This window comes from Methylobacter svalbardensis (assembly GCF_037671525.1).
Classification (GTDB): domain Bacteria; phylum Pseudomonadota; class Gammaproteobacteria; order Methylococcales; family Methylomonadaceae; genus Methylobacter_A; species Methylobacter_A svalbardensis.
The window spans coordinates 1-21,269 of the sequence record NZ_JAWPOH010000007.1; the positions used below are offsets into that span (position 1 = coordinate 1).

19 protein-coding genes and 2 tRNA genes are annotated in these 21,269 nt (G+C 46.4%); 12 read left to right on the forward strand and 9 right to left on the reverse strand.

Annotation, left to right across the window (positions count from 1 at the left end):
• Positions 1-513: transposase (locus tag RW114_RS04350; RefSeq protein ID WP_340121493.1), on the forward strand; the 513-nt coding region annotated here is incomplete at its 5' end.
• Between the two features lie 13 nt (positions 514-526).
• Here the strand turns inward: RW114_RS04350 and RW114_RS04355 are convergent.
• From RW114_RS04355 to RW114_RS04395, 9 genes are all read right to left on the reverse strand, one after another.
• Entirely contained in the window at positions 527-1,258 is a 732-nt protein-coding gene (locus RW114_RS04355) for a M48 family metallopeptidase (protein ID WP_340121494.1), read from the reverse strand.
• The gene (locus RW114_RS04360) at positions 1,248-4,292 is read right to left on the reverse strand and encodes a type I restriction endonuclease subunit R (protein ID WP_340121495.1); all 3,045 of its coding nucleotides are present in this window, start codon (positions 4,290-4,292) and stop codon (positions 1,248-1,250) included. The genes RW114_RS04355 and RW114_RS04360 overlap by 11 nt, the downstream gene beginning before the upstream one ends.
• A complete protein-coding gene (locus RW114_RS04365) occupies positions 4,289-4,486 on the reverse strand; it encodes a hypothetical protein (protein ID WP_340121496.1) in 198 nt (65 codons plus the stop codon). Before RW114_RS04365 ends, RW114_RS04360 begins: the two co-directional genes overlap by 4 nt.
• Complete coding sequence (locus RW114_RS04370; protein ID WP_340121497.1) at positions 4,483-5,064, reverse strand: ATPase; 582 nt, start codon at positions 5,062-5,064, stop codon at positions 4,483-4,485. Before RW114_RS04370 ends, RW114_RS04365 begins: the two co-directional genes overlap by 4 nt.
• A 2-nt stretch (positions 5,065-5,066) precedes the next feature.
• Positions 5,067-6,308: a restriction endonuclease subunit S gene (locus RW114_RS04375; RefSeq protein ID WP_340121498.1), complete on the reverse strand. Its 1,242-nt coding sequence runs from the start codon at positions 6,306-6,308 to the stop codon at positions 5,067-5,069.
• Complete coding sequence (locus RW114_RS04380; protein WP_340121499.1) at positions 6,299-8,713, reverse strand: type I restriction-modification system subunit M; 2,415 nt, start codon at positions 8,711-8,713, stop codon at positions 6,299-6,301. The genes RW114_RS04375 and RW114_RS04380 overlap by 10 nt, the downstream gene beginning before the upstream one ends.
• Positions 8,714-9,496: 783 nt before the next feature.
• Positions 9,497-9,572: transfer RNA gene (locus tag RW114_RS04385), tRNA-Phe, on the reverse strand.
• A 27-nt stretch (positions 9,573-9,599) separates the two neighbouring features.
• Positions 9,600-9,675: transfer RNA gene (locus RW114_RS04390), tRNA-Phe, on the reverse strand.
• A 61-nt stretch (positions 9,676-9,736) separates the two neighbouring features.
• Complete coding sequence (locus RW114_RS04395) at positions 9,737-10,375, reverse strand: DUF4126 domain-containing protein (protein ID WP_340121500.1); 639 nt, start codon at positions 10,373-10,375, stop codon at positions 9,737-9,739.
• A 162-nt stretch (positions 10,376-10,537) separates the two neighbouring features.
• Between RW114_RS04395 and hslV the strand changes: the two genes are divergently transcribed.
• The 11 genes from hslV to RW114_RS04450 all read left to right on the forward strand — a co-directional run bounded on the left by hslV (position 10,538) and on the right by RW114_RS04450 (position 21,264).
• Positions 10,538-11,089 (forward strand): ATP-dependent protease subunit HslV, encoded by a 552-nt coding sequence (gene hslV, locus RW114_RS04400; protein WP_340121597.1) that lies wholly within the window; start codon positions 10,538-10,540, stop codon positions 11,087-11,089.
• A 4-nt stretch (positions 11,090-11,093) separates the two neighbouring features.
• The gene (gene hslU, locus RW114_RS04405; protein WP_340121501.1) at positions 11,094-12,413 is read left to right on the forward strand and encodes an ATP-dependent protease ATPase subunit HslU; all 1,320 of its coding nucleotides are present in this window, start codon (positions 11,094-11,096) and stop codon (positions 12,411-12,413) included.
• Between the two features lie 88 nt (positions 12,414-12,501).
• Positions 12,502-12,891 (forward strand): gamma-butyrobetaine hydroxylase family protein, encoded by a 390-nt coding sequence (locus RW114_RS04410; RefSeq protein WP_340121502.1) that lies wholly within the window; start codon positions 12,502-12,504, stop codon positions 12,889-12,891.
• Positions 12,892-12,980: 89 nt separating this feature from the next.
• Positions 12,981-13,724 (forward strand): bifunctional demethylmenaquinone methyltransferase/2-methoxy-6-polyprenyl-1,4-benzoquinol methylase UbiE, encoded by a 744-nt coding sequence (gene ubiE, locus RW114_RS04415; protein ID WP_340121503.1) that lies wholly within the window; start codon positions 12,981-12,983, stop codon positions 13,722-13,724.
• Between the two features lies 1 nt (position 13,725).
• Positions 13,726-14,334: a ubiquinone biosynthesis accessory factor UbiJ gene (locus RW114_RS04420; protein ID WP_340121504.1), complete on the forward strand. Its 609-nt coding sequence runs from the start codon at positions 13,726-13,728 to the stop codon at positions 14,332-14,334.
• 17 nt (positions 14,335-14,351) lie between these two features.
• Positions 14,352-15,017 (forward strand): DUF1294 domain-containing protein, encoded by a 666-nt coding sequence (locus RW114_RS04425; RefSeq protein ID WP_340121505.1) that lies wholly within the window; start codon positions 14,352-14,354, stop codon positions 15,015-15,017.
• Between the two features lie 59 nt (positions 15,018-15,076).
• Entirely contained in the window at positions 15,077-16,627 is a 1,551-nt protein-coding gene (gene ubiB / locus RW114_RS04430) for a ubiquinone biosynthesis regulatory protein kinase UbiB (protein WP_340121506.1), read from the forward strand.
• A 165-nt stretch (positions 16,628-16,792) separates the two neighbouring features.
• Positions 16,793-17,350, forward strand: coding sequence for a thioredoxin family protein (locus tag RW114_RS04435; RefSeq protein WP_340121507.1), 558 nt, complete (start codon positions 16,793-16,795; stop codon positions 17,348-17,350).
• Positions 17,351-17,576: 226 nt separating this feature from the next.
• Positions 17,577-18,746, forward strand: a complete 1,170-nt coding sequence (locus RW114_RS04440) for a phosphoglycerate kinase (protein WP_340121508.1) — start codon at positions 17,577-17,579, stop codon at positions 18,744-18,746.
• Positions 18,747-18,840: 94 nt separating this feature from the next.
• Positions 18,841-19,083: a DNA-directed RNA polymerase subunit omega gene (rpoZ, locus tag RW114_RS04445; protein ID WP_340121509.1), complete on the forward strand. Its 243-nt coding sequence runs from the start codon at positions 18,841-18,843 to the stop codon at positions 19,081-19,083.
• Positions 19,084-19,095: 12 nt separating this feature from the next.
• On the forward strand, positions 19,096-21,264 hold the full coding sequence (locus RW114_RS04450; protein WP_340121510.1) for a RelA/SpoT family protein: 2,169 nt from the start codon (positions 19,096-19,098) through the stop codon (positions 21,262-21,264).
• Positions 21,265-21,269: the final 5 nt, after the last annotated feature.

Genomic DNA, 21,269 nt, shown 5'->3' on the forward strand with positions numbered 1-21,269 from the left:
ATCCTGAAAAAAGACAAGCACTTCATCAGCGCCCTAAAGAATAACCGCTTGGTGGCTTTAACAGAAGAAGACAAGAAAGAAGGCCGTTTTGTACGGATCAGTCAGCTGGAATTGGCGGATCAGCAGGCGGTGCGCGGTTGGATGAAAGGCTTTCAACAGGAAGTGCTTTTCGTCCGCCGGGTCTTTACAAACAAAGACGGCAGCATCGGCCTATTGAATCTGGTATGCAGTGATTTAGCGTGCAATGGCGAACAAGCCGCCACGATCTACCAAAAACGGTGGAAAGTTGAGGAGTTCCACAAGTCATTAAAATCCAATGCGGGGTTGGCAAAGTCACCAACCCGTACGGTCACTACTCAGAACAACCATGTCTTCATGTCGATCTATGCGGTGTTCAAGCTGGAATGTCTGAAGATAAAATACAAGGCCAATCATTTTGCGCTAAGAACTAAGCTATTTATCAAAGCGAACCAGATAGCTTATGAAGAGTTGCAAAAATTACTGGCTGCGTAACATCAGCTTATAACTAATAACTCCAATCCGAGTGGTTCAATAAAAATTGATTCAGCTCATCGCGGTAATTACGCCATGGCGGCATAAATTTATCCATGTAGGCGGTGAATTGATCATTATGATGTCGCTCTAATAAATGCACCATTTCATGCACGACAATGTATTCCAAACAGTGTTCCGGCTTTTGAGCCAAGTTCAGGTTTAACCAGATACGCTGAGCGGCAATGCTGCATGTTCCCCACTTGGTTTTCATTTGCTTGATGCCCCAAGCGCGCACTTCTACGCCTATAACAGGCTGCCATTTATCAACGAGTACCGGTATTTGCTCTTTAAGGTGTTGCCTATACCATTCCGTCATCACTTCCTGGCGTTTTTCTTCAGAACTGCCCACACGTACATAAAGATCGATATAGGTTTTATTGCGGATGATTACCTTAGGCGCTGCATTGTGGTAAATGACGTTTAATAAATACCGCTGCCCTTTTAGGTAATGGCTTTCACCTGACACATATTGCCGTTTGGATTGTCGTTGCTGCCCTTCAAATTGAGCGACCTGCTTTTTTATCCAGGCCAGTTTAGAGACCACCAGCAAGCGTATTGCATCATCCGTCACCGTTAATGGCGCGGCAATATGTAGTCGGCCATCAGGCGGATAAACACCTAAATGGAGGTTTTTTATGTCTTTTCTGACAATATTAACCACCAACTTACCCACGGTGATTTGATGCAAGGGCTCAGTAATCATTTTGATTTTTGACCAAATTGAATATGTAATCTGCCTTGTCTTCTGTAACGTGGTTTTTAACAACCGTTCTAACCGCCTTGGATTTAACGGGATGGTTTCGCCAGTCGTCTTTTTTAACGTCTCTGATGGCTTGATCAAGTGTTAAGGCCAACTCTTCATCATTATCCAGATTGTCATACAAAGCTTTCTGTGCGTTAGTGATCAGTGTGTCAGGGCGTGATATGCCGCTACCATTGGCTTGGTCCGTCTGCCTTGCCAGATCAACCAGTTTCTTTAAATAGGCATCATAACTCAGCTGTTTTTTCTTCCAGGCGATAATCAGATCATCCAACAATTTCGACATTTTTGCATAATGCTTGGGGTTAGTCGGGTTCTCGTCAATAATCAGCTTACGCATATTATTTTCAATGGTTTCCGCAACAGCCTCTCTATCTTTGCGAATGGACGGGGGCAGATTATTAACCGCTGCTTCACCTTGCTTAACCAGCATCTGTACTAAGGTCAGGTCATCAAAGTTTGAGATCACCTCGCTGTCTTCAGCACGAATATAGGTGTCAATCAGATAACGCATTTCCGGCTCATACTGCTTCAAATCCGGCGCGTCGCCGCTAGTCAGCTTGATGTCGGTACTGACAGCCTCATAATGCTTAACCTCTTTTATTATCTGAACTGTTTCATGGCTGCTATAACCTGCTTCAAGCATTTCATTAGCCAGTTCGGCGTAAGCTCTCATTAACGCGTTCGTGAACTTATAAAGGCTTACCCGCTTGGGCTCATTGTCTTCAACCTGATTATCGTTGGCAAGGTTATTGCCACAAAAATAACGCCGGTAGTCTTCGTCGGCGTACGGCTGATCTACCGGCTCACACCATGCTTTTACAGCTTCTAAGGCGTTATCGAGGATTTCACGGGCTTGCTTAAGTCTGTTATTCAACAAGCCTTCAATATCCTTGGGTTCGTACTCTTTAAAAGCGTCCTGGGTATAATTGCCGACCGCTTTTTCAAGGCTTTTAAATAAATCCTTGTAGTCAATGATGTAACCGAATTCCTTGTCAACACCGTCCAGGCGATTCACGCGGCAAATAGCCTGAAACAAGCCATGATCCTGCATGGTCTTATCAATATAAATGTAAGTCGCTGGCGGTGCATCAAAGCCGGTCAATAGCTTATCAACCACAATCAGCAACTTCACGTTTGCTGGTTCTTTGATGAATTGCTTTTTTACCTCATCTTCAAAATCTTCCGGCTTTTTGCCGTTCAGCATTTTGTTGTAAACATCGTATTGCCACTGGCTTTCAGTCTTGGCCTCTTCGCCCAGCGTTTCACCTTTTAAATCGGTAAGCTTTGGTGTGTAGGAGGTGATAATCGCGCATTTAGTAAAGTTTACTTGTTGAAATAACTCATAATATTTACAGGCTTCATAAATACTGCCAGCGACCAAAATAGCATTACCTTTGCCGTTTTTTAATCGAGGCTTACGCGCCATATCCAGAATAATATCGGCAACAATGTGACCGAGCCTGTCTTTAGAACTCAGCACCTTTTGCAAGGTGCCCCAGCGTTGTTTTATTCTGGTTTTGGCGGCTTCGTTCAAACCTTTGGTTTTTACCTCAAACCACTCATCAATTTTTTCCTTGGAACCTAAATTTTGCTCGACCTTTCTTGCCTCGTAACGCAAGTCCAGTACCACGCCATCAGCTACCGCTTCATTAAATTTATAGGTGTGGATATATTTGCCAAATACATTGCAGCTTTCTCGATCTTTTTTGAGTAACGGTGTGCCGGTAAAACCGATAAATACGGCATTAGGCAGCAGTTGTTTCATGGCCTTGTGTAAATCACCCGATTGCGTCCGATGACACTCATCAACAAACACATAAAGATCACCCTTGGCTCTAAAGTTACTCGGCAAACTGGCTTTTAGTTGTTCAATATATTCATCATAATCGGTCTTAGATTTGGCCTTGGTTTTACGTCCAAACTTATGGATCAACGAACACAGTAACCAGGGCGACGTTGCATTAAGCTGGCTGGCTAAATCATGGCTGTTTTTAGTGCGATAAATTTCTTCATTAACGCCAGCAAACACGCCTCCGATTTGTTTATCCAGTTCAATACGGTCAGTTACGATCAGTACTCGCGCATCGGGGTTAAAACCCCTGATCCACTTGGTTAGCCAGACCATGGTTAAACTTTTACCGCTGCCTTGGGTATGCCAGATAATGCCGCCTTCACGGCGACGAATAAATTCTTGGGCGGCTTTAACGCCGAAATACTGATGTGGACGTGGCAATTTTTTAGTGCCGCCATCAAAAACCACAAAATCATGCAGTAACTCAATCAAGCGGCTTTTATCGCACAGTTGCAGCAAATGCCGCGTCAATAAGTTTTCCTGCTCCGAGTCTTCTTTCCAGGTTAAATAATATTTTTCCGGCGTTCCTATCGTGCCATAACGTATACCTTGACTGTCATTACCCGCCATAACCAGCTGAATGGTGGCAAAAAACGGCTTGATAAAGACCGACTCCTGATTATCCAAATTTTGCCGTATGCCTTTCGCTACCGACTGTGTTGCTTTTTTTAGCTCTAAAACGCCCAGTGCAATGCCATTAACGTATAACACCAGATCGGGGCGTTTAATGTTTTCGCCTTTAAAGGTGACTTCTTCAGCAATGGTAAAATCATTGATTAGCGGTTGCTTCCAGTCGATTAACTCTACGGTTTTAGTCAGCTGATTGGTCTCGTCCAGCTCTTTAATGCCGTAACGTAAGGCTTCATAAACGGCTTTATTGTTTTCGTAGAGACCTTTGCTTTGGTCGGAGACCAGTGCGTTAAATTTTTTCAGGGCGCGGTCAATTAACACGCTGCTATAGCACTGTTGCCTGACTAGAAATAGCCGTAACAGGCTTTCTTCAACCGGACTGGTACGTTGTTGATCCTGCCAATTTCCTAAATACTCATAACCCAGCTGTTCGGTAAACAGAGTAATGACGCGGTTTTGAGTGCTGCATTCAGCTTCACCGATGTCACTCATAGTTTATTTGTTAATGAGGTTTCAAGCCGGAAATCGTTTTCACTGCCTTCAAGCGTCTCACCAATAATGACCGGTTTGTTATCCTGCCAAACAACTGCATATTCACCTAAACGCCGTTTGCGCTCCAGAGTCACCGTGGCAACTTTTTTAAGTACGTCCAGCATTTTCTGGGTGTCTTGAGTAAGTTCTTTCATAATGTAGCTCGTTGTAACAAATGGTTAAATAACTCTTCATTAATAATCTCGCGATTATTTTCTTGTTGCTCAAATACCAGTGCAGGTGATTCACCATCATTCATAAAGCAGCGCGTTTGATGTGCCAGATAACTAAAGTCTGTCAATAAATTATGCAGGCTGCGCGGAAACCGTCGTTCAATGGCATTAACCGGAATATTATGTCCACCATGAGCGACGCGCTCTAAAACCCGCATCTTAGACATCTCTGCACTGGGTAACGCCAAATAAATGAGTTCAACACGCCAGTCAGCGGCTTTGAGGCGATTAATTAATTGCAGATAACTGCGTCCTGACAAGGTGGTTTCAAATGAGAAATCAATCCGAGCTTCAATATGGTTGGAGATTTCTTTCAGAAACAAGCGACTGGCGGTTAATAATTCTTTTTCAGGAGCCAAGGGCGATAAACCTGCGGCAATCAAGTCGGCATTAACAAAGACAGAGCAATTGGCTACTTCAGGTAAATATTTTAAAGCAAAAGTTGTTTTACCCGCGCCATTAGGACCGGCAATAATCCAGCAAACGGGCTGATTTTGCATGTTCATATCAACCTTATTCTACCGGTTAGTAAGGCTTGCATCATGCCTTGTTTGATAGTTTTGGTTTTGTCGCGGCGGGCTTCGATGGCGGTGATTTCTGCGTCCATGTCGGAGAGGACGGTGGCAATGGCTGTTTGTTCGGATTTGTCTTTAGGAAAATAAATTTCTGTTGTATTAATTAGGGTAGTATTTAAGTTCATTTGTGAACCTGTTTGCCCATTTTTGGACCAATCCTTTTCAATAAATGATAAAAAATAATATAAGTATTCCTTATCTATTTGTGGATTTCTATAAACTACAAAACCATCATGAATACAAACATCTATCTCATTTAATATTGGTCTTCCAACAGTTGCACAAATACTCATGATTAAATTTTTTCTTGTAACATATCTACTATTTATAACACCCAACTCTGATAATTTCTGAGACGTTTCAAAAAGATATTTATTAGACTTTGTTACATCAGAAATTCTTACCCAGCCTGTAGATGAGTTTTCATTAAACCATTTAGGGTCTTCAATAGGTCTTGGTGATGCGCCCCTTACAATATCAGCAACAGCTCCCAACCGCTTCACCTCCCACTTCTCACTAAATACTGGCAAGCGTTTTTTGCCAGTGAGTAATTGCTGCATCGTGCCTTGTTTGATACTGCGCTTTTTGGTGATGAGTTCATCAAGTGATGCGATCAGGGCATCCACGTCGGACAGAGCTTCCGCGATGGCTTCTTGTTCGGCTCTGGTGTCCGGGAGTGGAATAACGAACTTGCGAATCCTTGTCAGAGCAAGTTTCGGCTGCGCGCCAACTGTCTGCAATGATTCAATCGTATTCTGAATCAGCGGTGACATAAGGACATAAAGAAGATAGTCCCGTGAGCACGAAATGTTTGTGATTCGGTCAGCGTTCTCGGTGAGGTTTGCACCATCAAGTTCATCTGGAATTTTCCCAACTATCCCCAATGATCCAGCTACCGAGATGAAAATGTCGTCTCGGAATATTCTGTAACGCTTGATGGCAGGATAGACATGGTCAGGCACAAACCTTATATCAGAAAGTGAAACTGTCCCTGGTCTCATGTCGGTTACACGAATGTAGGGATGGGGTGTTTCTTGTTCCGTTAATGAACTGCCAAGTGGTAGCCGTTTTCCGCTCGTGACAAATCCAATCTCATCGATAGTCTTGGTATTCCAATCATCAGGAATCCTCCCTACCTCGGTCTGCTTGTAGCCCGGCCTCAGTTCCATGCGAACCCCAATATTTTCTTCAGGTGTTCGTCAACGGTGGCTGATAGTGCTTCCACTTCATTAATATAAGCAGGCAATGGCTTCGCGTAGAGCTCGGCCAACTGTTTAATACGTTGGGTGAGGCGTTGCGACAATCTTTCCATTTCTGTTTGGACGGCCTCAGCTATCGTAACCATCCATTTGTCATCAACCACCAGGGTTTTAATTTCAGCTTCGGAAAGGATAGGATACTTGGCTAAGACAAGGTTATCGAGTGCTGTTATAGCTTCTCTTATCTGTTTGCCGGCTTTTGCTTCTTGCTCAAGCAATTTCAGGTAGGCATTAAGTTGAACTATCTCTTCAGTATCCAGTGCGGTTTTCGGGTTTTTAAGCCGCTCGGTAATACTGGCTTTGCTTAATTTACCGCTGTCGGTCAATGCCTCAAACAATAAGCCGTCTTCGCCGCCATGTTCTTCTTGTAGCTCTTCCATTTGCCGAGTTATATCTGCTTTGCTGATTTCCTGGGCTTCAATCGCGGCCTGTTCCTTTTTAAAGTAACGGTTGACCATTAACGGCTTGGGGATTAGCTCGCAGATTATTTCACTGACTTTGCCGCTTTTAGCCAGTACCTGGGTTAAGTCTGCCTTCCAGCCGTCTTCGCTAATCAGATAAATATCATCTTTCATAGTTTCCAGCCAGTAGGTCATTAGCGACTGGTAAACGTCATATTGATCAATCAATGGCTTGTTAGCAAACGCTGTCAGTAAGTCTTCCGATAGCTGATGAATGATAGGTTTCGGTTTGCATTGTGTTTGCAGCGCCTTTAGAAAAACCGTTTGCTTTGCTTGCCATTCGTTAAAGGTAAGCTGTAATTGTTGACTGTAGACATTAAATTCCGGATGCCCATGAATAGTGGTTTTTATATCATCTTCATCGATATTCAGTTGGCTGTATCCGGGTCGATCACTGGCGACAAATAAATCAGCGCGTAGTGTTGGGCAAACCGTCCAATAATCGTTAAGTGCATCTATGTCGCTGTCGGGTATGCCGCCTAATAAGTGGGCTTCTATGTCTTGCTGGTCTTCCGGCTCCTGACTGTCGATGTAGCGAGGTATATTAAGGTTGTAATCGTTGGTTGCGATTTCATCCAGGGACACCAGTCGCGCATAACGTGGCGATTCGATTTGTTTGTTAAACACATCGACAATTTTATGAATGTCTTGTTCGCGCAACCGGTTTTTGTCACCGTCTTTAATAAAGTCTTTGCTCGCATCGATCATAAAAATACCTTTACGAGCGATTGCGTTTTCTTTGTCGATAACAATAATGCAGGCGGGGATGCCAGTGCCGTAAAACAGGTTGGCAGATAGGCCAACAATGCCTTTAATATAGCCTTTGTTGATCAGGTTTTCACGGATTCTGGATTCTGCATGGCCTCTAAATAAAACCCCATGAGGCAGAATAATCGCGCCTTTGCCGTTACTTTTAAGCGAGCGGATGATATGCAGCAAAAACGCGTAATCGCCATTTTTTTCGGGTGGAATACCGTAACTGAACCGATTATATTCATCGTCAGCCGGATTAATACCATTGCTCCAGGATTTAGTGGAAAAAGGTGGATTGGCGACGGCAAAATCAAAGGTTTTTAGTTGACCCTGAGCATCTTTAAAATGAGGGCTGGTAATAGTGTCGCCGTTGGGGGCTATTTCTGCATCTTCATTGCTATGCAAAATCATGTTCATTTTACATAAGCCGGTGGTGGCATTGTCTTTTTCTTGTCCGTAAAGGGTTAAGCCACGGCTGGCCTCATCCGCCACTTTCAACAGTAACGAGCCGCTGCCGCAAGTCGGGTCATAAACTGATTTGTCTTGTAACGTATCATGCGTTACGCCGACTATTTTAGCGACCACCCGCGATACTTCGGATGGCGTGTAAAATTGTCCTTTGTCTTTACCTGATACGCTGGCAAAGTGGCGCATTAAATATTCGTAAGCATCGCCGAGTATGTCATCACCGTCGGCGCGGTTCTTATTAAAGTTAAGGCTTTCGTTCTCAAAAATCGCTATCAGCTTAGACAGCCTGTCCTGCATTTCTTTGGGTTTGCCCAGCTTGTTTTCATCATTAAAGCTGTTAACGTTAATCACGCCATTAAGGTTGTTGTCTCCCGCTGTGGCTAGCTTGGTGATTATGATGTCAATTTTTTCGCCAATGTCTTTCTGCCCTTTTAAGGCGACCATGTCTTTAAAGCTACCGCCTTCAGGTACTTCAATGGGTGCATCTTCAACGCCCGAATATTTGTCCGACACGTATTTAACAAATAACAGCACCAGGATGTAATCTTTGTATTGTGAGGCATCCATGCTGCCCCGTAGCTGGTCGCAACTACTCCATAGAGAGCTGTAAAGTTCGCTTTTTTTAATGGCCATTTATTTTCTTTAATTATCCTGGTTGGTCGTTTTTGATTTTGTGCTGAATTATAGGGGGTAGCTATCTTATTTATCTGCTGATTTTTCAAAAATTCTACGGCGCGTAGGCATTCTGTCGCCAGACCTGGCTTTCTCTAGGTTCTTTAAAGCTTCTACAGCTTAGATATTACAGCGTGTCTTGGATTTTGTAGCCAGAGCTTGACGTAACTGTTCCTACCGCAAGATAACACGTTTATTTTGTCTCATTGGTGTTAATTCCAGAGCTTAAGTGAGTTGTTCTGTTTTTTTTGTACCGTCTTGGTCGGGCGGAAAAAAATGAAGGCCTTGAAGGAACAAGTATTTTGGAGCTTGAGGTGTATTTGGATTAAAAGTGGAACAGCTTTCTTTAAGTAGAAGGGTTTTGTATGCAGTGCTAAACGAGCACGATTGAATTAGATTAAGCTTGTCGATGCTCGAACCTATTGGGCGGGGCAAAAGTTACTTAACTTTGACCTTTGGCAAGAGTATATGGAGGATTGAGTAACCGGAAAAGGCCGGAGATGAACCGAAAAGTAGTCGTTTGATAGAGCTAAAATCTGACTTGATGAAAAATGAACAGTTTGTTTGTGCAGAATTATTCGCGATGAATGATTTACGTCACATTGCCGTTTTACACCAAGAATAAGGGTGCGACACAGTACAACTATGACTGAACCGGAGTGATCTAGAAGCCGCTCGGCCCAGCGGAGGACCGGAGAGCACAAATAAAAAAGGCCCCGATTAGATCGGAGCCTTTGAAATTCTTGGTGCCCAGGGGCGGAATCGAACCGTCGACACGAGGATTTTCAGTCCTCTGCTCTACCGACTGAGCTACCTGGGCATTTTTGAGGTGTTGCGTTTTTTGCAGTGGTGCCCAGGGGCGGAATCGAACCGTCGACACGAGGATTTTCAGTCCTCTGCTCTACCGACTGAGCTACCTGGGCGGAACTACAAAAGAGCGCCATTAGACTCGATTATCTGCCGACAGTCAATACATAATGTTTTTTATTGGGGCGGACTTTGATTTGTCGCCGGATTTTCTCTTCTGAACAAGTTCATAATAAAACCGAATACCCGCTTTATGCCTACCCATATTTTCGGCAGCAGCCAGATCATCAGCAGGATAAATAACGCCAGCGCTACCAGGAACAATACCGGATGATTGATGCTCGCCCAGACGCCGAGGATTACCACGACATCCTCGCCGATCGATGCCGCCCAGTTGCTAAAGGGTTCCGGCGAGGTGTTGATCAACACCCGACTTCCGGCCTTGGTCGCATGCGAACCTGCCGCCAGACCGCCGCCCATGATGGCTGCGGCTAATTCAACGGCAGGATTCAAGTCGCCGATCGCCCCGGCCGCAAGCATGGCTCCTGCCGGGATGCGGATAAAGGTGTGGATGGCATCCCAACCGGTATCTACGCCCGGCGTTTTATCGGCAAAAAACTCGACACAATACATCAGTCCCGCCGCAGCCATGACCATCGGGGTAGCGACTATCTGCAAATCCGGCGGCAGATCGATGTTACCGGTATTAGCAAGATAACCCAGTGTGAACAGCGTCGCATACAGGTTTATGCCGCTGGCCCACGCCAGTCCCATTGATAGTGCCAGGGTTGTTGATATTTGGTCCAGTGCGTCCATTTAGAATGCCTCTCTTCTAACTATTTTACCCAGCGTAGCATATTTTTCTGAACCTCAACTAAATCGAATCCTCTACATTAATTAAGACCCTGCCCTCATTTTTTCGCACAATTAAATTCAGACCATGTAAAATTGATTTTATCTATTTGGTAATTTTAGGATATTAAAGTGTTTAGAGGAACAACGATACTTTCTGTTCGCCGGGGCGACAAAGTTGTGATCGGCGGCGATGGTCAAGTCACATTGGGCAACACTGTGATGAAAGGCAATGCCCGCAAGGTACGCCGGTTATATCACGATAAAGTTATCGCCGGTTTTGCCGGTGCAACGGCAGATGCATTCACTTTATTTGAGCATTTTGAAGGCAAGCTGGAAAAACACCGGGGCAATTTAACCCGTGCCGCCGTGGAAATGGCTAAGGATTGGCGTACCGACCGCGCCTTGCGCAAACTGGAAGCCTTGCTGACCATTGCCGATGCCAGAACCTCATTGATTATTTCCGGTACCGGCGATGTGATCGAACCCGAATTCGACTTGATGGCGATAGGCTCCGGCGGCGCTTTTGCCCAGGCTGCTGCCCGTGCATTACTGGAAAATACCGATCTTAGCGCCCGCGAAATTGTCGAACGGTCTTTAAATATAGCCGCCGATATCTGCATTTATACCAACCACAACTTGCGTATAGAAGAACTCGACGCTGAACCTAACGAGTAAACAAATGAGCCAATTGACTCCAAAAGAAATTGTAAGCGAACTGGACAAGCATATTGTCGGTCAAGCCAATGCCAAGCGTTCCGTCGCGATCGCACTACGCGACCGCTGGCGCCGTCAACAGGTTGACCCTGCCCTGCGTGAAGAAATCACCCCAAAAAATATTTTAATGATCGGCCCTACCGGCGTCGGCAAGACTGAAATTGCCCGTCGCCTGGCGCGTCTGGCCAATGCGCCTTTCATTAAAATTGAAGCCACCAAATTCACCGAAGTCGGCTACGTCGGCCGTGACGTTGATTCCATTATCCGTGATTTAGTCGATACCGCCGTCAAAATGACCCGCACCCTGGAAATGGACAAGGTTGAAAACAAGGCTTTCGATGCCGCCGAAGACCGGATTCTGGATATTCTGTTGCCCAGGGCGAATGGCGGCATGCTGTCCGACACCGAAGAAACGACCCGTCAAAAAATGCGCAAGAAATTACGCGAGGGTGACTTGAATGACAAGGAAATTGAGATTGACGTGCATCTGGCGCCGATGGGCGTTGAAATCATGGCGCCTCCCGGCATGGAAGAAATGACCAGCCAGCTGCAAGGCATGTTTCAAAATCTGGGCTCAGGCAAAACCCGCTCCCGCAAAATGAAAATCAACAAAGCCCTGAAAGTTCTACAGGATGAAGAAGCGGCCAAACTGGTTAATGAAGATGACATCCGCTTGCGCGCGGTTGAATCTGTGGAGCAAAACGGCATCGTGTTTCTGGATGAAATCGATAAAATCTGCAAACGCTCCGAGCTGGGCGGCGGTGAAGTCTCCCGCGAGGGCGTACAGCGCGATTTGTTACCGTTGGTTGAAGGCACTACCGTCAGCACCAAATACGGCGCCATCAAAACCGACCATATTTTATTTATCGCATCGGGCGCCTTCCATTTATCCAAACCATCGGATTTAATCCCCGAATTGCAAGGCCGACTCCCTATCCGCGTTGAACTGGATGCACTTTCAGCCGATGATTTTGTGCGTATTCTGACCGAACCTGATGCCTCGTTAACCGAGCAATATATTGCGTTATTGGCCACCGAAGGCTTATCGCTGTCATTTTCTACCGACGGCATCAAGCGCATTGCCGAACTTGGCTGGCAGGTCAATGAAACCACTGAAAATATCGGCGCCAGAAGATTGCACACCGTTCTGGAACGGTTATTGGAAGACATCTCCTTTAACGCCCCGGATCTTAGTGGAAAAGACATCCTTATCGATGCGGCTTATGTTAATGATCATTTGGCCGAGTTTGTTGAAGACGAGGATTTGAGTCGTTATATTTTGTAGGTGCAAGGTGCAAGATTAAAGGCAAAAATCTGCCCCACTACCTTGCACCCTTAGCCTCTCACCCTTAGCCTTTCGCCTTATATTGTTTATGCGCCTAACTGCAAAACCCACCAACACCCACCCGACTGAAATCAAGCTGCATCAGGTTTCCAACATTGTTGAAATCAGTTTTGATGACGGCAGCGTGTTTAAATTGCCGTGCGAATATCTGCGCGTCTACACGCCTTCGGCAGAAGCGGTAGGCCATGCGCCAGGACAGGAAGTCCTGCAGGTTGGCAAGGAAGATGTCACCATCAAGGAAATCAAACCGATAGGCAATTATGCGATAGCCCCGGTATTTAGCGACGGCCATAACAGCGGCATTTATACCTGGGATTTGCTGCATAAATTGGGAGCTGAATATCGAACTTTATGGGCTGATTATCTGCATAAACTTGACGCTGCCGGGCATAAACACAAAGAACCAAGACAAAACTAACTTCATCGTTTCCGCGCTCACGCAACGCTGGAGCGTTGCAGGATGCATTCCCACGCAGAGCGTGGGAACGATCACTTACAGGTACAACCATGACTAACACCACCCATTTCGGATTTAAGCAAGTCGCCACAGAAGACAAAGTCAATCTGGTACGCGGCGTATTCGATTCCGTTGCCGGACAATACGACATCATGAACGACCTGATGTCCTTGGGTATCCACCGCATCTGGAAACGCGTTGCCGTGCAGCTGAGCAATGTGCGTCAAGGCGAGCAAGTGCTTGATCTGGCTGGCGGCACCGGCGATTTAACCACGCTGTTCGAAAAACGCGTCGGTCCGGAAGGCCAAGTGATTTTGGCCGACATTAACTCGGAAATGCTGCGCACCGGTCGTAACCGTTTAATCGACAGAGGCTTGGTCGGCAATATCCGTTATGCGCAAGTCAATGCCGAATGCCTGCCCTTTGAAGACAACACCTTCGATTGCGTGTGCATCGCTTTCGGCTTGCGTAACGTCACCGATAAGGATGCCGCGTTGCGCTCCATGTACCGCGTTCTTAAACCCGGCGGCCGGGTTATCGTGCTGGAATTTTCGCATCCGGTCGACAAAATCACCGAAAAAGTCTACGATTTTTATTCCTTCAAGCTGCTGCCCAAGATAGGCAAATTTGTCGCGAAGGATGAAGAAAGCTACCGTTATCTTGCCGAATCGATTCGCATGCACCCCAAGCAGGATGAACTGAAAAAAATGATGGAAAACGCAGGCCTCGAACGCTGCGAATACTTCAATATGTCACAAGGTATCGTCGCCGTTCACAGAGGTTATAAAATTTAGCATGTCCATCAAACCCTTGCTGGTTGGCGCGCTGGAAGCTACGCTGAATCAATATCTTGCCTTGGATCAGGACAGCGGCTATTTTTTAACGCCGCTAGCCGGTAAAGTCATTGCCGTGACCGTTTTGCCGTTTGATGAAACCATTTACCTGTGCCCGACTACCGAATCCATTCAGTGCCTGGATCAGTTCCCTGAGCCGGCGGACACCCGTATGACCGGTTCGATTTGGGCGCTGGGCTTGATGGGACTAAGCTCTACGCCGATGCGTTCAGTTTTCTCGGGCGAGGTGAAAATCGAAGGCGATATGCAAACCGGCCGCAAATTTCAGGAGTTGTTCGCCAAACTGGACATCGATCTGGAAGAAAAACTGTCGCAGTTCACCGGCGACATTATCGCGCATAAGGTGGCAAGCTTTTTTCGTGCAGGTCAAAGCTGGAGCAAGGAGTCGCTTGAAACCTTCAGACTGAATGCCGCAGAATTTTTGCAGGAAGAAACCCGCGACTTGCCGTCTGCGCCTGAAGTGAATATTTATTTTGCCCAGGTTGATGAATTGCGCACCGATTTTGACAGATTGCAAAGCAGGATCGAAAGACTGGAAAAGTATTTGTAGCTGGCTAGGGATTCTAAATGCAGTTATACGAAGGCATCATTAAGTCGTGGAAAGGGGATAAAGGTTTCGGCTTTATTCAACCCAATGGCGGCGGAAAAGATGTATTTATTCACATTCGTGATTTAGCGCATTCCAATTATCAGCCCCAACAAGGTGACGATGTTTGTTATAAAGTTGTTATTGATAAAAATGGCAAAATAAGGGCTTGCGACGCTTTTATAAAAGGACAAGAAATAAGCCAGCTGTATAAAAGAAAGTGTTTTAAGAAAAATCAAAAAACAAGACGAGAATATCGATCAGGAATGCCATCCATTCTATTTATCGCGGCGATTCCGTTTGTATTTTCAGCTCTCCTAATTAAAAGCCAGCATAATTTCATTCCATTTTTTGTTTATTTCGTTATGAGTTTAATAACATTCATTATTTACGCCAGAGACAAAACAAAGGCGCATAAGAAGGAATGGAGAACACAAGAATCAACATTACACCTGCTCGAATTACTAGGCGGTTGGCCCGGCGCTTTAATTACCCAACACGTAATACGGCATAAAAATAAAAAAACATCTTTCCAAGTGTTTTTTTGGATCATCGTCATTATCCATATAGCAATTTGGATTGATGTTATGTTTTTTAATAGAGCTGGTATTGGGACTATTTTATGTCGGTTTTATAGCATTTGTTGACATAAACAAATCTGTCAGCCTACACATCTCAACCTTGCATCAAGCAACAAAGGTAACTCGTGATCCACCCTAAATTATTATTGCGCCTGATCCATATCAACTGGGTTCTGGTCTTTCACGGCCTGGACGAAATCGTTTTAAAAACGCATTTATTCCGACCTGTTCGTTATTTAGCGGTTTTCTCCCCCAATTACTGGCTCAAACGCCAACAGGAACCGCGTGGCGTCAGAATCCGGCGCGCGCTGGAAGATTTGGGACCTATTTATGTCAAATTCGGCCAGGCCTTGTCTACCCGAAAAGACCTGCTGCCCGATGACATCGCCGACGAACTGGTCAAACTACAGGACCGGGTTCCTCCCTTTGCCAATGATATTGCCCGCAGCATTATCGAAAAAGAGCTCGGCATGTCAATCGGCGAGGCGTTTGCCGAGTTTGATCCCGAACCGCTGGCCTCGGCATCCGTCGCACAGGTTCATACCGCCGTTCTGCACAGCGGCGAAAGCGTTGTCGTTAAAGTGCTGCGTCCCGACATAGAAAACCGGATACGCTCGGATATAGGACTGCTTTATGAACTGGCGCGTTTTGCCGAACGTTTCTGGGCTGACGCAAGGCGTTTACGCCCTGTGGATGTCGTTGCCGAATTTGAAAGAACCACGCTGGATGAACTCGATCTGGTCAGGGAAGCCGCCAATGCGTCCAAATTGCGCCGCAACTTCGAGAGCTCCAACATCATCTACATCCCGGAAATCCACTGGCCGTTAACGCGCCAGAAAGTGCTGGTCATGGAACGGATTCACGGCATCCCGGTAGGCAATATCGATGAGCTTAGGGCGGGCGGCGCCGATTTTAAATTGCTCGCCGAACGCGGCGTGGAAATCTTTTTTACCCAGGTGTTCCGGGATAATTTCTTCCATGCCGACATGCATCCCGGCAATATTTTTGTCGATCTGCCGGCCAAATATATCGCCGTTGATTTCGGCATCGTCGGCACCCTGTCATTATCAGACCAGCACTATCTGGCGGAAAATTTTCTGGCTTTTTTCAATCGCGATTATCGCAAAGTGGCCGAAATGCATGTTGAATCCGGCTGGGTTTCCGAATCGACCCGGATAGAAGAGTTTGAATCGGCGATACGCAGCGTTTGCGAGCCGATTTTTGAAAAACCGCTGAAAGACATTTCTTTCGGTCAATTGCTGCTGCGTTTATTCCAGACTGCGCGTCGTTTTGATATGCATGTCCAGCCGCAACTGGTGTTGCTGCAAAAAACCCTGCTCAACATTGAAGGCTTGGGGCGACAACTCTATCCCGATCTGGACTTGTGGCAAACCGCCAAACCTTTTCTTGAAAAATGGTTTCATCAGCGCGTCGGCCCTAAAGCCAAAATAGACAAACTGATCAAGCAGTTTCCCGACTTTGCCGAGCAATTCCCCGAAATTCCCTCGTTGATTTATAAAGCGCTGGGCAATGCCGCTCATGCAAAGCAACATGCGGAAACGCAAAACAGGGAATTAATGCTGTTACGCCAACAAATGGACAACAATCACCGCAAAACGGTCTGGGCGATGCTGGTCAGCGCGGCGGTCATCAGTGCGGCGCTGTTGTTTCAATAAAACTAAAAAAAGCACTTCATCCACGAAAATCATTACCGGGAATAAATAACCTGCATTCAACATATAGATTTTTTTGTGTCGCCTAGAGGCGCCTACTTTTGGCTTTGGTGATTTTCGTGGAAAAATCGGCGTTTTTAGATTCATACAAAAAAGGTAGGTGTAAAAATGGTTACTCTGGAAACCCCCATCTGTGATTTCGGCAAAAAAGCCATCGATTTTGAACTGCCCGGCGTTGACGGGCGCACCTGGTCTTTGCAACAGTGCATGGGCAAAAATGGTCTGCTGGTAATGTTTATCTGCAATCATTGCCCCTATGTCAAAGCCGTACAGGATCGGATTATCCGGGATACGCGGGAACTTAAAGCGCTGGGCGTAGAATCGGTGGCAATCATGTCCAACGATACCGCTGAATACCCCGCCGACTCATTCGACAACATGAAAAAACTGTCCGAGCAGTTAGGTTTTAGTTTCCCTTATTTGCTTGATGAATCGCAGCAAGTCGCCAAGGCTTACGGCGCTATCTGTACACCGGACTTTTTTGGCTATAATGCCGACTACGAACTGCAATACCGCGGACGACTGGATGCCAGTCGCAAGGAAACCGCACCGGAAGGCGCCAAGCGGGAATTATTTGAGGCGATGAAGCTAGTTGCCGAAACCGGCCACGGCCCCAAAGAGCAAATCAACAGTATCGGTTGCTCGATCAAATGGAAACAGGATTAATCAAACAGGCATTGTCCACGAAAAGCACGAAAGGCACGAAAAATTTCGAATAGTTATCAGGGCTTACCTGAACTTAACCAAAAGTCGTAACTATCACTTAAAAGGTGAATAACTGTGTTACACAACGTATTTACTTTTTTATGTTTTTTTCATATTTTTCGTGCCTTTCGTGGACAAACTGCTTTTTTAGAATGAATAAATCAACCCACAACAATGAGAGCGTAATATGTCAATTAAGAAAATGGTAGATTTGGACTTGGCAGGCAAACGGGTATTAATCCGTCAGGATCTGAACGTACCGGTAAAAAACGGCCAAGTGACCAGCGATATTCGTATCCAGGCCAGCGTCCCCACTATTGAAAAAGCCCTGGCTGCAGGCGCTGCGGTCATGGTAATGTCGCATCTGGGTCGCCCTGTTGAAGGTCAATACGACGAAGAGTCTTCGTTGAAGCCGGTCGCCGAACGCCTGTCCAGCTTATTGGGCAAGCCGGTCAGACTGGAAAAAGACTGGATCAACGGCATCACTATAGCGCCAGGCGAAGTCGTGCTCTGCGAAAACGTGCGTTTTAATATCGGCGAAGAAAAAAATGACGACACGCTGGGCAAAAAAATGGCGGCTCTGTGCGACATATTTGTCATGGATGCTTTCGGTACCGCGCACAGAGCTCAGTCTTCAACCCACAGCGTAGCCAAATTTGCACCGATTGCTTGCGCTGGGCCATTGTTAGCCAGCGAACTGGACGCACTGGGCAAGGCCCTGGAAACACCGGCCAAACCCTTGGTCGCCATTGTCGGCGGCTCTAAAGTGTCGACCAAATTAACGGTATTAAAATCCCTGTCGGAAAAAGTCGACCAGTTAATCGTCGGCGGCGGTATCGCCAATACCTTTATTGCGGCTGCAGGTTTCCCGGTCGGCAAATCGCTCTACGAAGCCGATCTGCTGGATGAAGCCAGACGACTGATTGCAGCAGCCAAAAGCAACGGTTCCGACATTCCGATCCCTGTCGACGTGGTTTGCGCCAAAGAATTTTCAGAAACCGCCGTCGCTACCGTTAAAAAAGTGGCCGATGTCGAAGCTGACGATTTGATTCTGGATATAGGTCCCGATACCGCAAAACAGTATGCCGAGATCATAAAAACCGCCGGCACCATCGTCTGGAACGGTCCCGTCGGCGTCTTTGAAATCGACCAGTTCGGTAACGGCACCAAGGTGTTGGCAACCGCGATTGCCGAAAGCAAAGCTTTCTCGATTGCGGGCGGCGGCGATACCTTGGCTGCCATCGACAAATATGGCATTAACGATGACGTGTCTTACACCTCGACCGGCGGCGGCGCATTTCTTGAATTTCTTGAAGGTAAAGAACTTCCCGCTGTTTCTGTGTTAAAATCGCGCTAACAAGTTAGGCAAAGGGCAAAAGACGAAGGGTGAAAAAACCTTTTGCCTTTTGCCTTTTGCCTTTTGCCTTAACTACAACGCATCAGGATTAAAAATGGCCAGAGTCACTATCGAAGATTGTTTAGAACATGTTGAAAACCGCTTCAAACTGGTTTTATTAGCCAGCACCAGAGCGCGCCAACTGAGCCACGGTGCGACTGAATTTGTCCCGCGCGGTAAAGACAAAGATACGGTTGTCGCCTTGCGCGAAATTGCGGCAGGCCATGTCACCGCTGAAAATGTCGATCTACTGCATCGTGTCGGCGAAGCCCATGATCACCATAACCCAATGTTCTGATTTATAAAGCCTATGCTGGAAATAGCGGACACGATCGAGCGGGAACGCCCTCAAGACAAACTGATTCGGCGTTTATGCACGACCTTGTCCGGCTATCTGGATCAAGCCCAAATCGACCAATGCGTCCAAGCTTATGAAGTTGGCGCAGCCGCCCATTCCGGTCAATTTCGTAAAACCGGCGAAGCCTATATTTGCCACCCTATCTCTGTCGCGATCACGCTTGCTGAAATGCGCATGGATGCCAACGGCATCATGGCGGCCATACTGCATGATGTTATCGAAGACACTTCTATCAGCAAACAAGAACTGGCTGACAAGTTCGGCACACAAGTCGCAGAACTGGTCGACGGGGTTACCAAATTAACCAAAATCGATAATAAGTCACATGCAGAAACGCAAGCGGAAAATGTCCGCAAAATGTTTCTGGCCATGGCTATAGATTTACGCGTTATCATCGTCAAACTGGCAGACCGACTGCACAACATGCAGACTCTCGGTGTCATGCCGGCTGCAAAAAAGCGTCGCATTGCCCGTGAAACCCTGGACATTTACGCGCCGATCGCCAATCGTCTGGGCATGAACAATATCCGGCAAAAACTCGAAGCGCTGAGTTTTGAGGCGATGTATCCGATGCGGCACGCGGTGTTAAATAATGCGGTAAAAAAAGCGCGGGGCAATCGTCGTAAAATTGTCGACATCATCGAAAGTACGATAAAAAATCGTTTGCAAGAAGTCGGCATAAACTGTGACGTTTCCGGACGAGAAAAAAATCTTTACAGCATTTATAAAAAAATGCTCAACAAAAAAATCTCCCTGGCCGATGTTTTTGATGTCTATGCGTTCCGGATTTTTTGCGATGACGTTGATACCTGCTACCGCGTTCTAGGCGTTATGCATAACCTATACAAGCCGATTCCCGGACGTTTCAAGGATTATATTGCCTTGCCCAAGGCCAATGGCTATCAATCCCTGCATTCAATATTAATGGGACCCTACGCTGTGCCGATTGAGGTCCAGATCAGAACGCATGAAATGCACCGCATGTCGGAATCCGGCATCGCCGCGCACTGGCTGTATAAATCCGATGACGATAAAACGGAAAAGTTCCAGGACCGTGCCAACGAGTGGCTGAGGGATTTGCTCGAAATCCAAAAATCTGCCGGTGATTCGCTGGAATTTATCGATAACCTGAAGGTGGATTTGTTCCCTCAGGAAGTCTTTGTATTCACCCCGCAGGGCGAGATTATTAAATTACCGCGCGGCGCGACCATTATCGATTTTGCTTACGCGGTGCACACCGACGTGGGTAATGCCTGCGTTTCGGCCAGAATCGACAAACAGTTGGTGCCGCTGCAAACCCAACTGGAAAACGGCTTCACCGTCGAAGCCATTACCGCATCGTGGGCCAGACCCAATCCGCTTTGGCTTAATTATGTGATTACCGCCAAAGCCCGTTCCGGCATCCGCAACTATCTTAAACATTTTAAACAGCAGGAAGCAATCGACCTGGGGCGTCGTTTACTGGAAAAAGAACTGCAGGCCATGCATTTACATCTGGAAGATATTGACGAAACCAAAATACAAGCCTTGCTTCAGGTCACGTCTAAACAAACACTGGATGAATTACTCGAAGACATTGGACTGGGCAATAAAATGCCGTTTTTGATCGCCAAACTGATCACTCAGGATGATATTAATGCCACGGTCAAACTGGATGACAATGACCAAATCCCCAAAAGACCGCTGGTTATAAAAGGCACGGAAGACATGGTCATAACCCTGGCAAAATGTTGTAGGCCAATTCCAGGCGATTCGATAATAGGCTATTTCAACCCCGGCAAAGGCATCGTCGTACATCACCACGAATGTCGTAACAGCAATATCGTCAGAAAAAAACAAACCAACTGGCTGGATGTTGAATGGAGCGAGGATGCGGTCGGCGATTTCCCCGTTGAAATTCGCATAGAAATACTCAATCAACGCGGCTCGCTGGCGACCATCGCCTCGACTATTTCCGAACTGAACTCCAACATTGAAAACGTCACCGTCGTCGATCAGGATGATCGTATTTGTGTCGACTTAGTCACTTTAACCGTCAAAGATCGCGTGCATTTAGCCAAAATCATGCGCCGTTTGAAAGAACTGTCCATCGTATTAAAACTGACTCGCGTTAAAGCCTAAAGGAT

What these genes read in the sequence shown, in the direction of transcription:
- RW114_RS04420 (WP_340121504.1), top strand. Translation starts at nt 13,726, where the DNA reads ATGTCCATCAAACCCTTGCTGGTTGGCGCGCTGGAAGCTACGCTGAAT.
- RW114_RS04375 (WP_340121498.1), bottom strand. Translation starts at nt 6,308, where the DNA reads ATGGAACTGAGGCCGGGCTACAAGCAGACCGAGGTAGGGAGGATTCCT.
- RW114_RS04395 (WP_340121500.1), bottom strand. Translation starts at nt 10,375, where the DNA reads ATGGACGCACTGGACCAAATATCAACAACCCTGGCACTATCAATGGGA.
- RW114_RS04450 (WP_340121510.1), top strand. Translation starts at nt 19,096, where the DNA reads ATGCTGGAAATAGCGGACACGATCGAGCGGGAACGCCCTCAAGACAAA.
- RW114_RS04370 (WP_340121497.1), bottom strand. Translation starts at nt 5,064, where the DNA reads ATGCAAAATCAGCCCGTTTGCTGGATTATTGCCGGTCCTAATGGCGCG.
- RW114_RS04380 (WP_340121499.1), bottom strand. Translation starts at nt 8,713, where the DNA reads ATGGCCATTAAAAAAAGCGAACTTTACAGCTCTCTATGGAGTAGTTGC.
- RW114_RS04425 (WP_340121505.1), top strand. Translation starts at nt 14,352, where the DNA reads ATGCAGTTATACGAAGGCATCATTAAGTCGTGGAAAGGGGATAAAGGT.
- rpoZ (WP_340121509.1), top strand. Translation starts at nt 18,841, where the DNA reads ATGGCCAGAGTCACTATCGAAGATTGTTTAGAACATGTTGAAAACCGC.
- RW114_RS04365 (WP_340121496.1), bottom strand. Translation starts at nt 4,486, where the DNA reads ATGAAAGAACTTACTCAAGACACCCAGAAAATGCTGGACGTACTTAAA.
- RW114_RS04440 (WP_340121508.1), top strand. Translation starts at nt 17,577, where the DNA reads ATGTCAATTAAGAAAATGGTAGATTTGGACTTGGCAGGCAAACGGGTA.
- RW114_RS04435 (WP_340121507.1), top strand. Translation starts at nt 16,793, where the DNA reads ATGGTTACTCTGGAAACCCCCATCTGTGATTTCGGCAAAAAAGCCATC.
- RW114_RS04355 (WP_340121494.1), bottom strand. Translation starts at nt 1,258, where the DNA reads ATGATTACTGAGCCCTTGCATCAAATCACCGTGGGTAAGTTGGTGGTT.
- ubiE (WP_340121503.1), top strand. Translation starts at nt 12,981, where the DNA reads ATGACTAACACCACCCATTTCGGATTTAAGCAAGTCGCCACAGAAGAC.
- RW114_RS04410 (WP_340121502.1), top strand. Translation starts at nt 12,502, where the DNA reads ATGCGCCTAACTGCAAAACCCACCAACACCCACCCGACTGAAATCAAG.
- hslU (WP_340121501.1), top strand. Translation starts at nt 11,094, where the DNA reads ATGAGCCAATTGACTCCAAAAGAAATTGTAAGCGAACTGGACAAGCAT.
- RW114_RS04360 (WP_340121495.1), bottom strand. Translation starts at nt 4,292, where the DNA reads ATGAGTGACATCGGTGAAGCTGAATGCAGCACTCAAAACCGCGTCATT.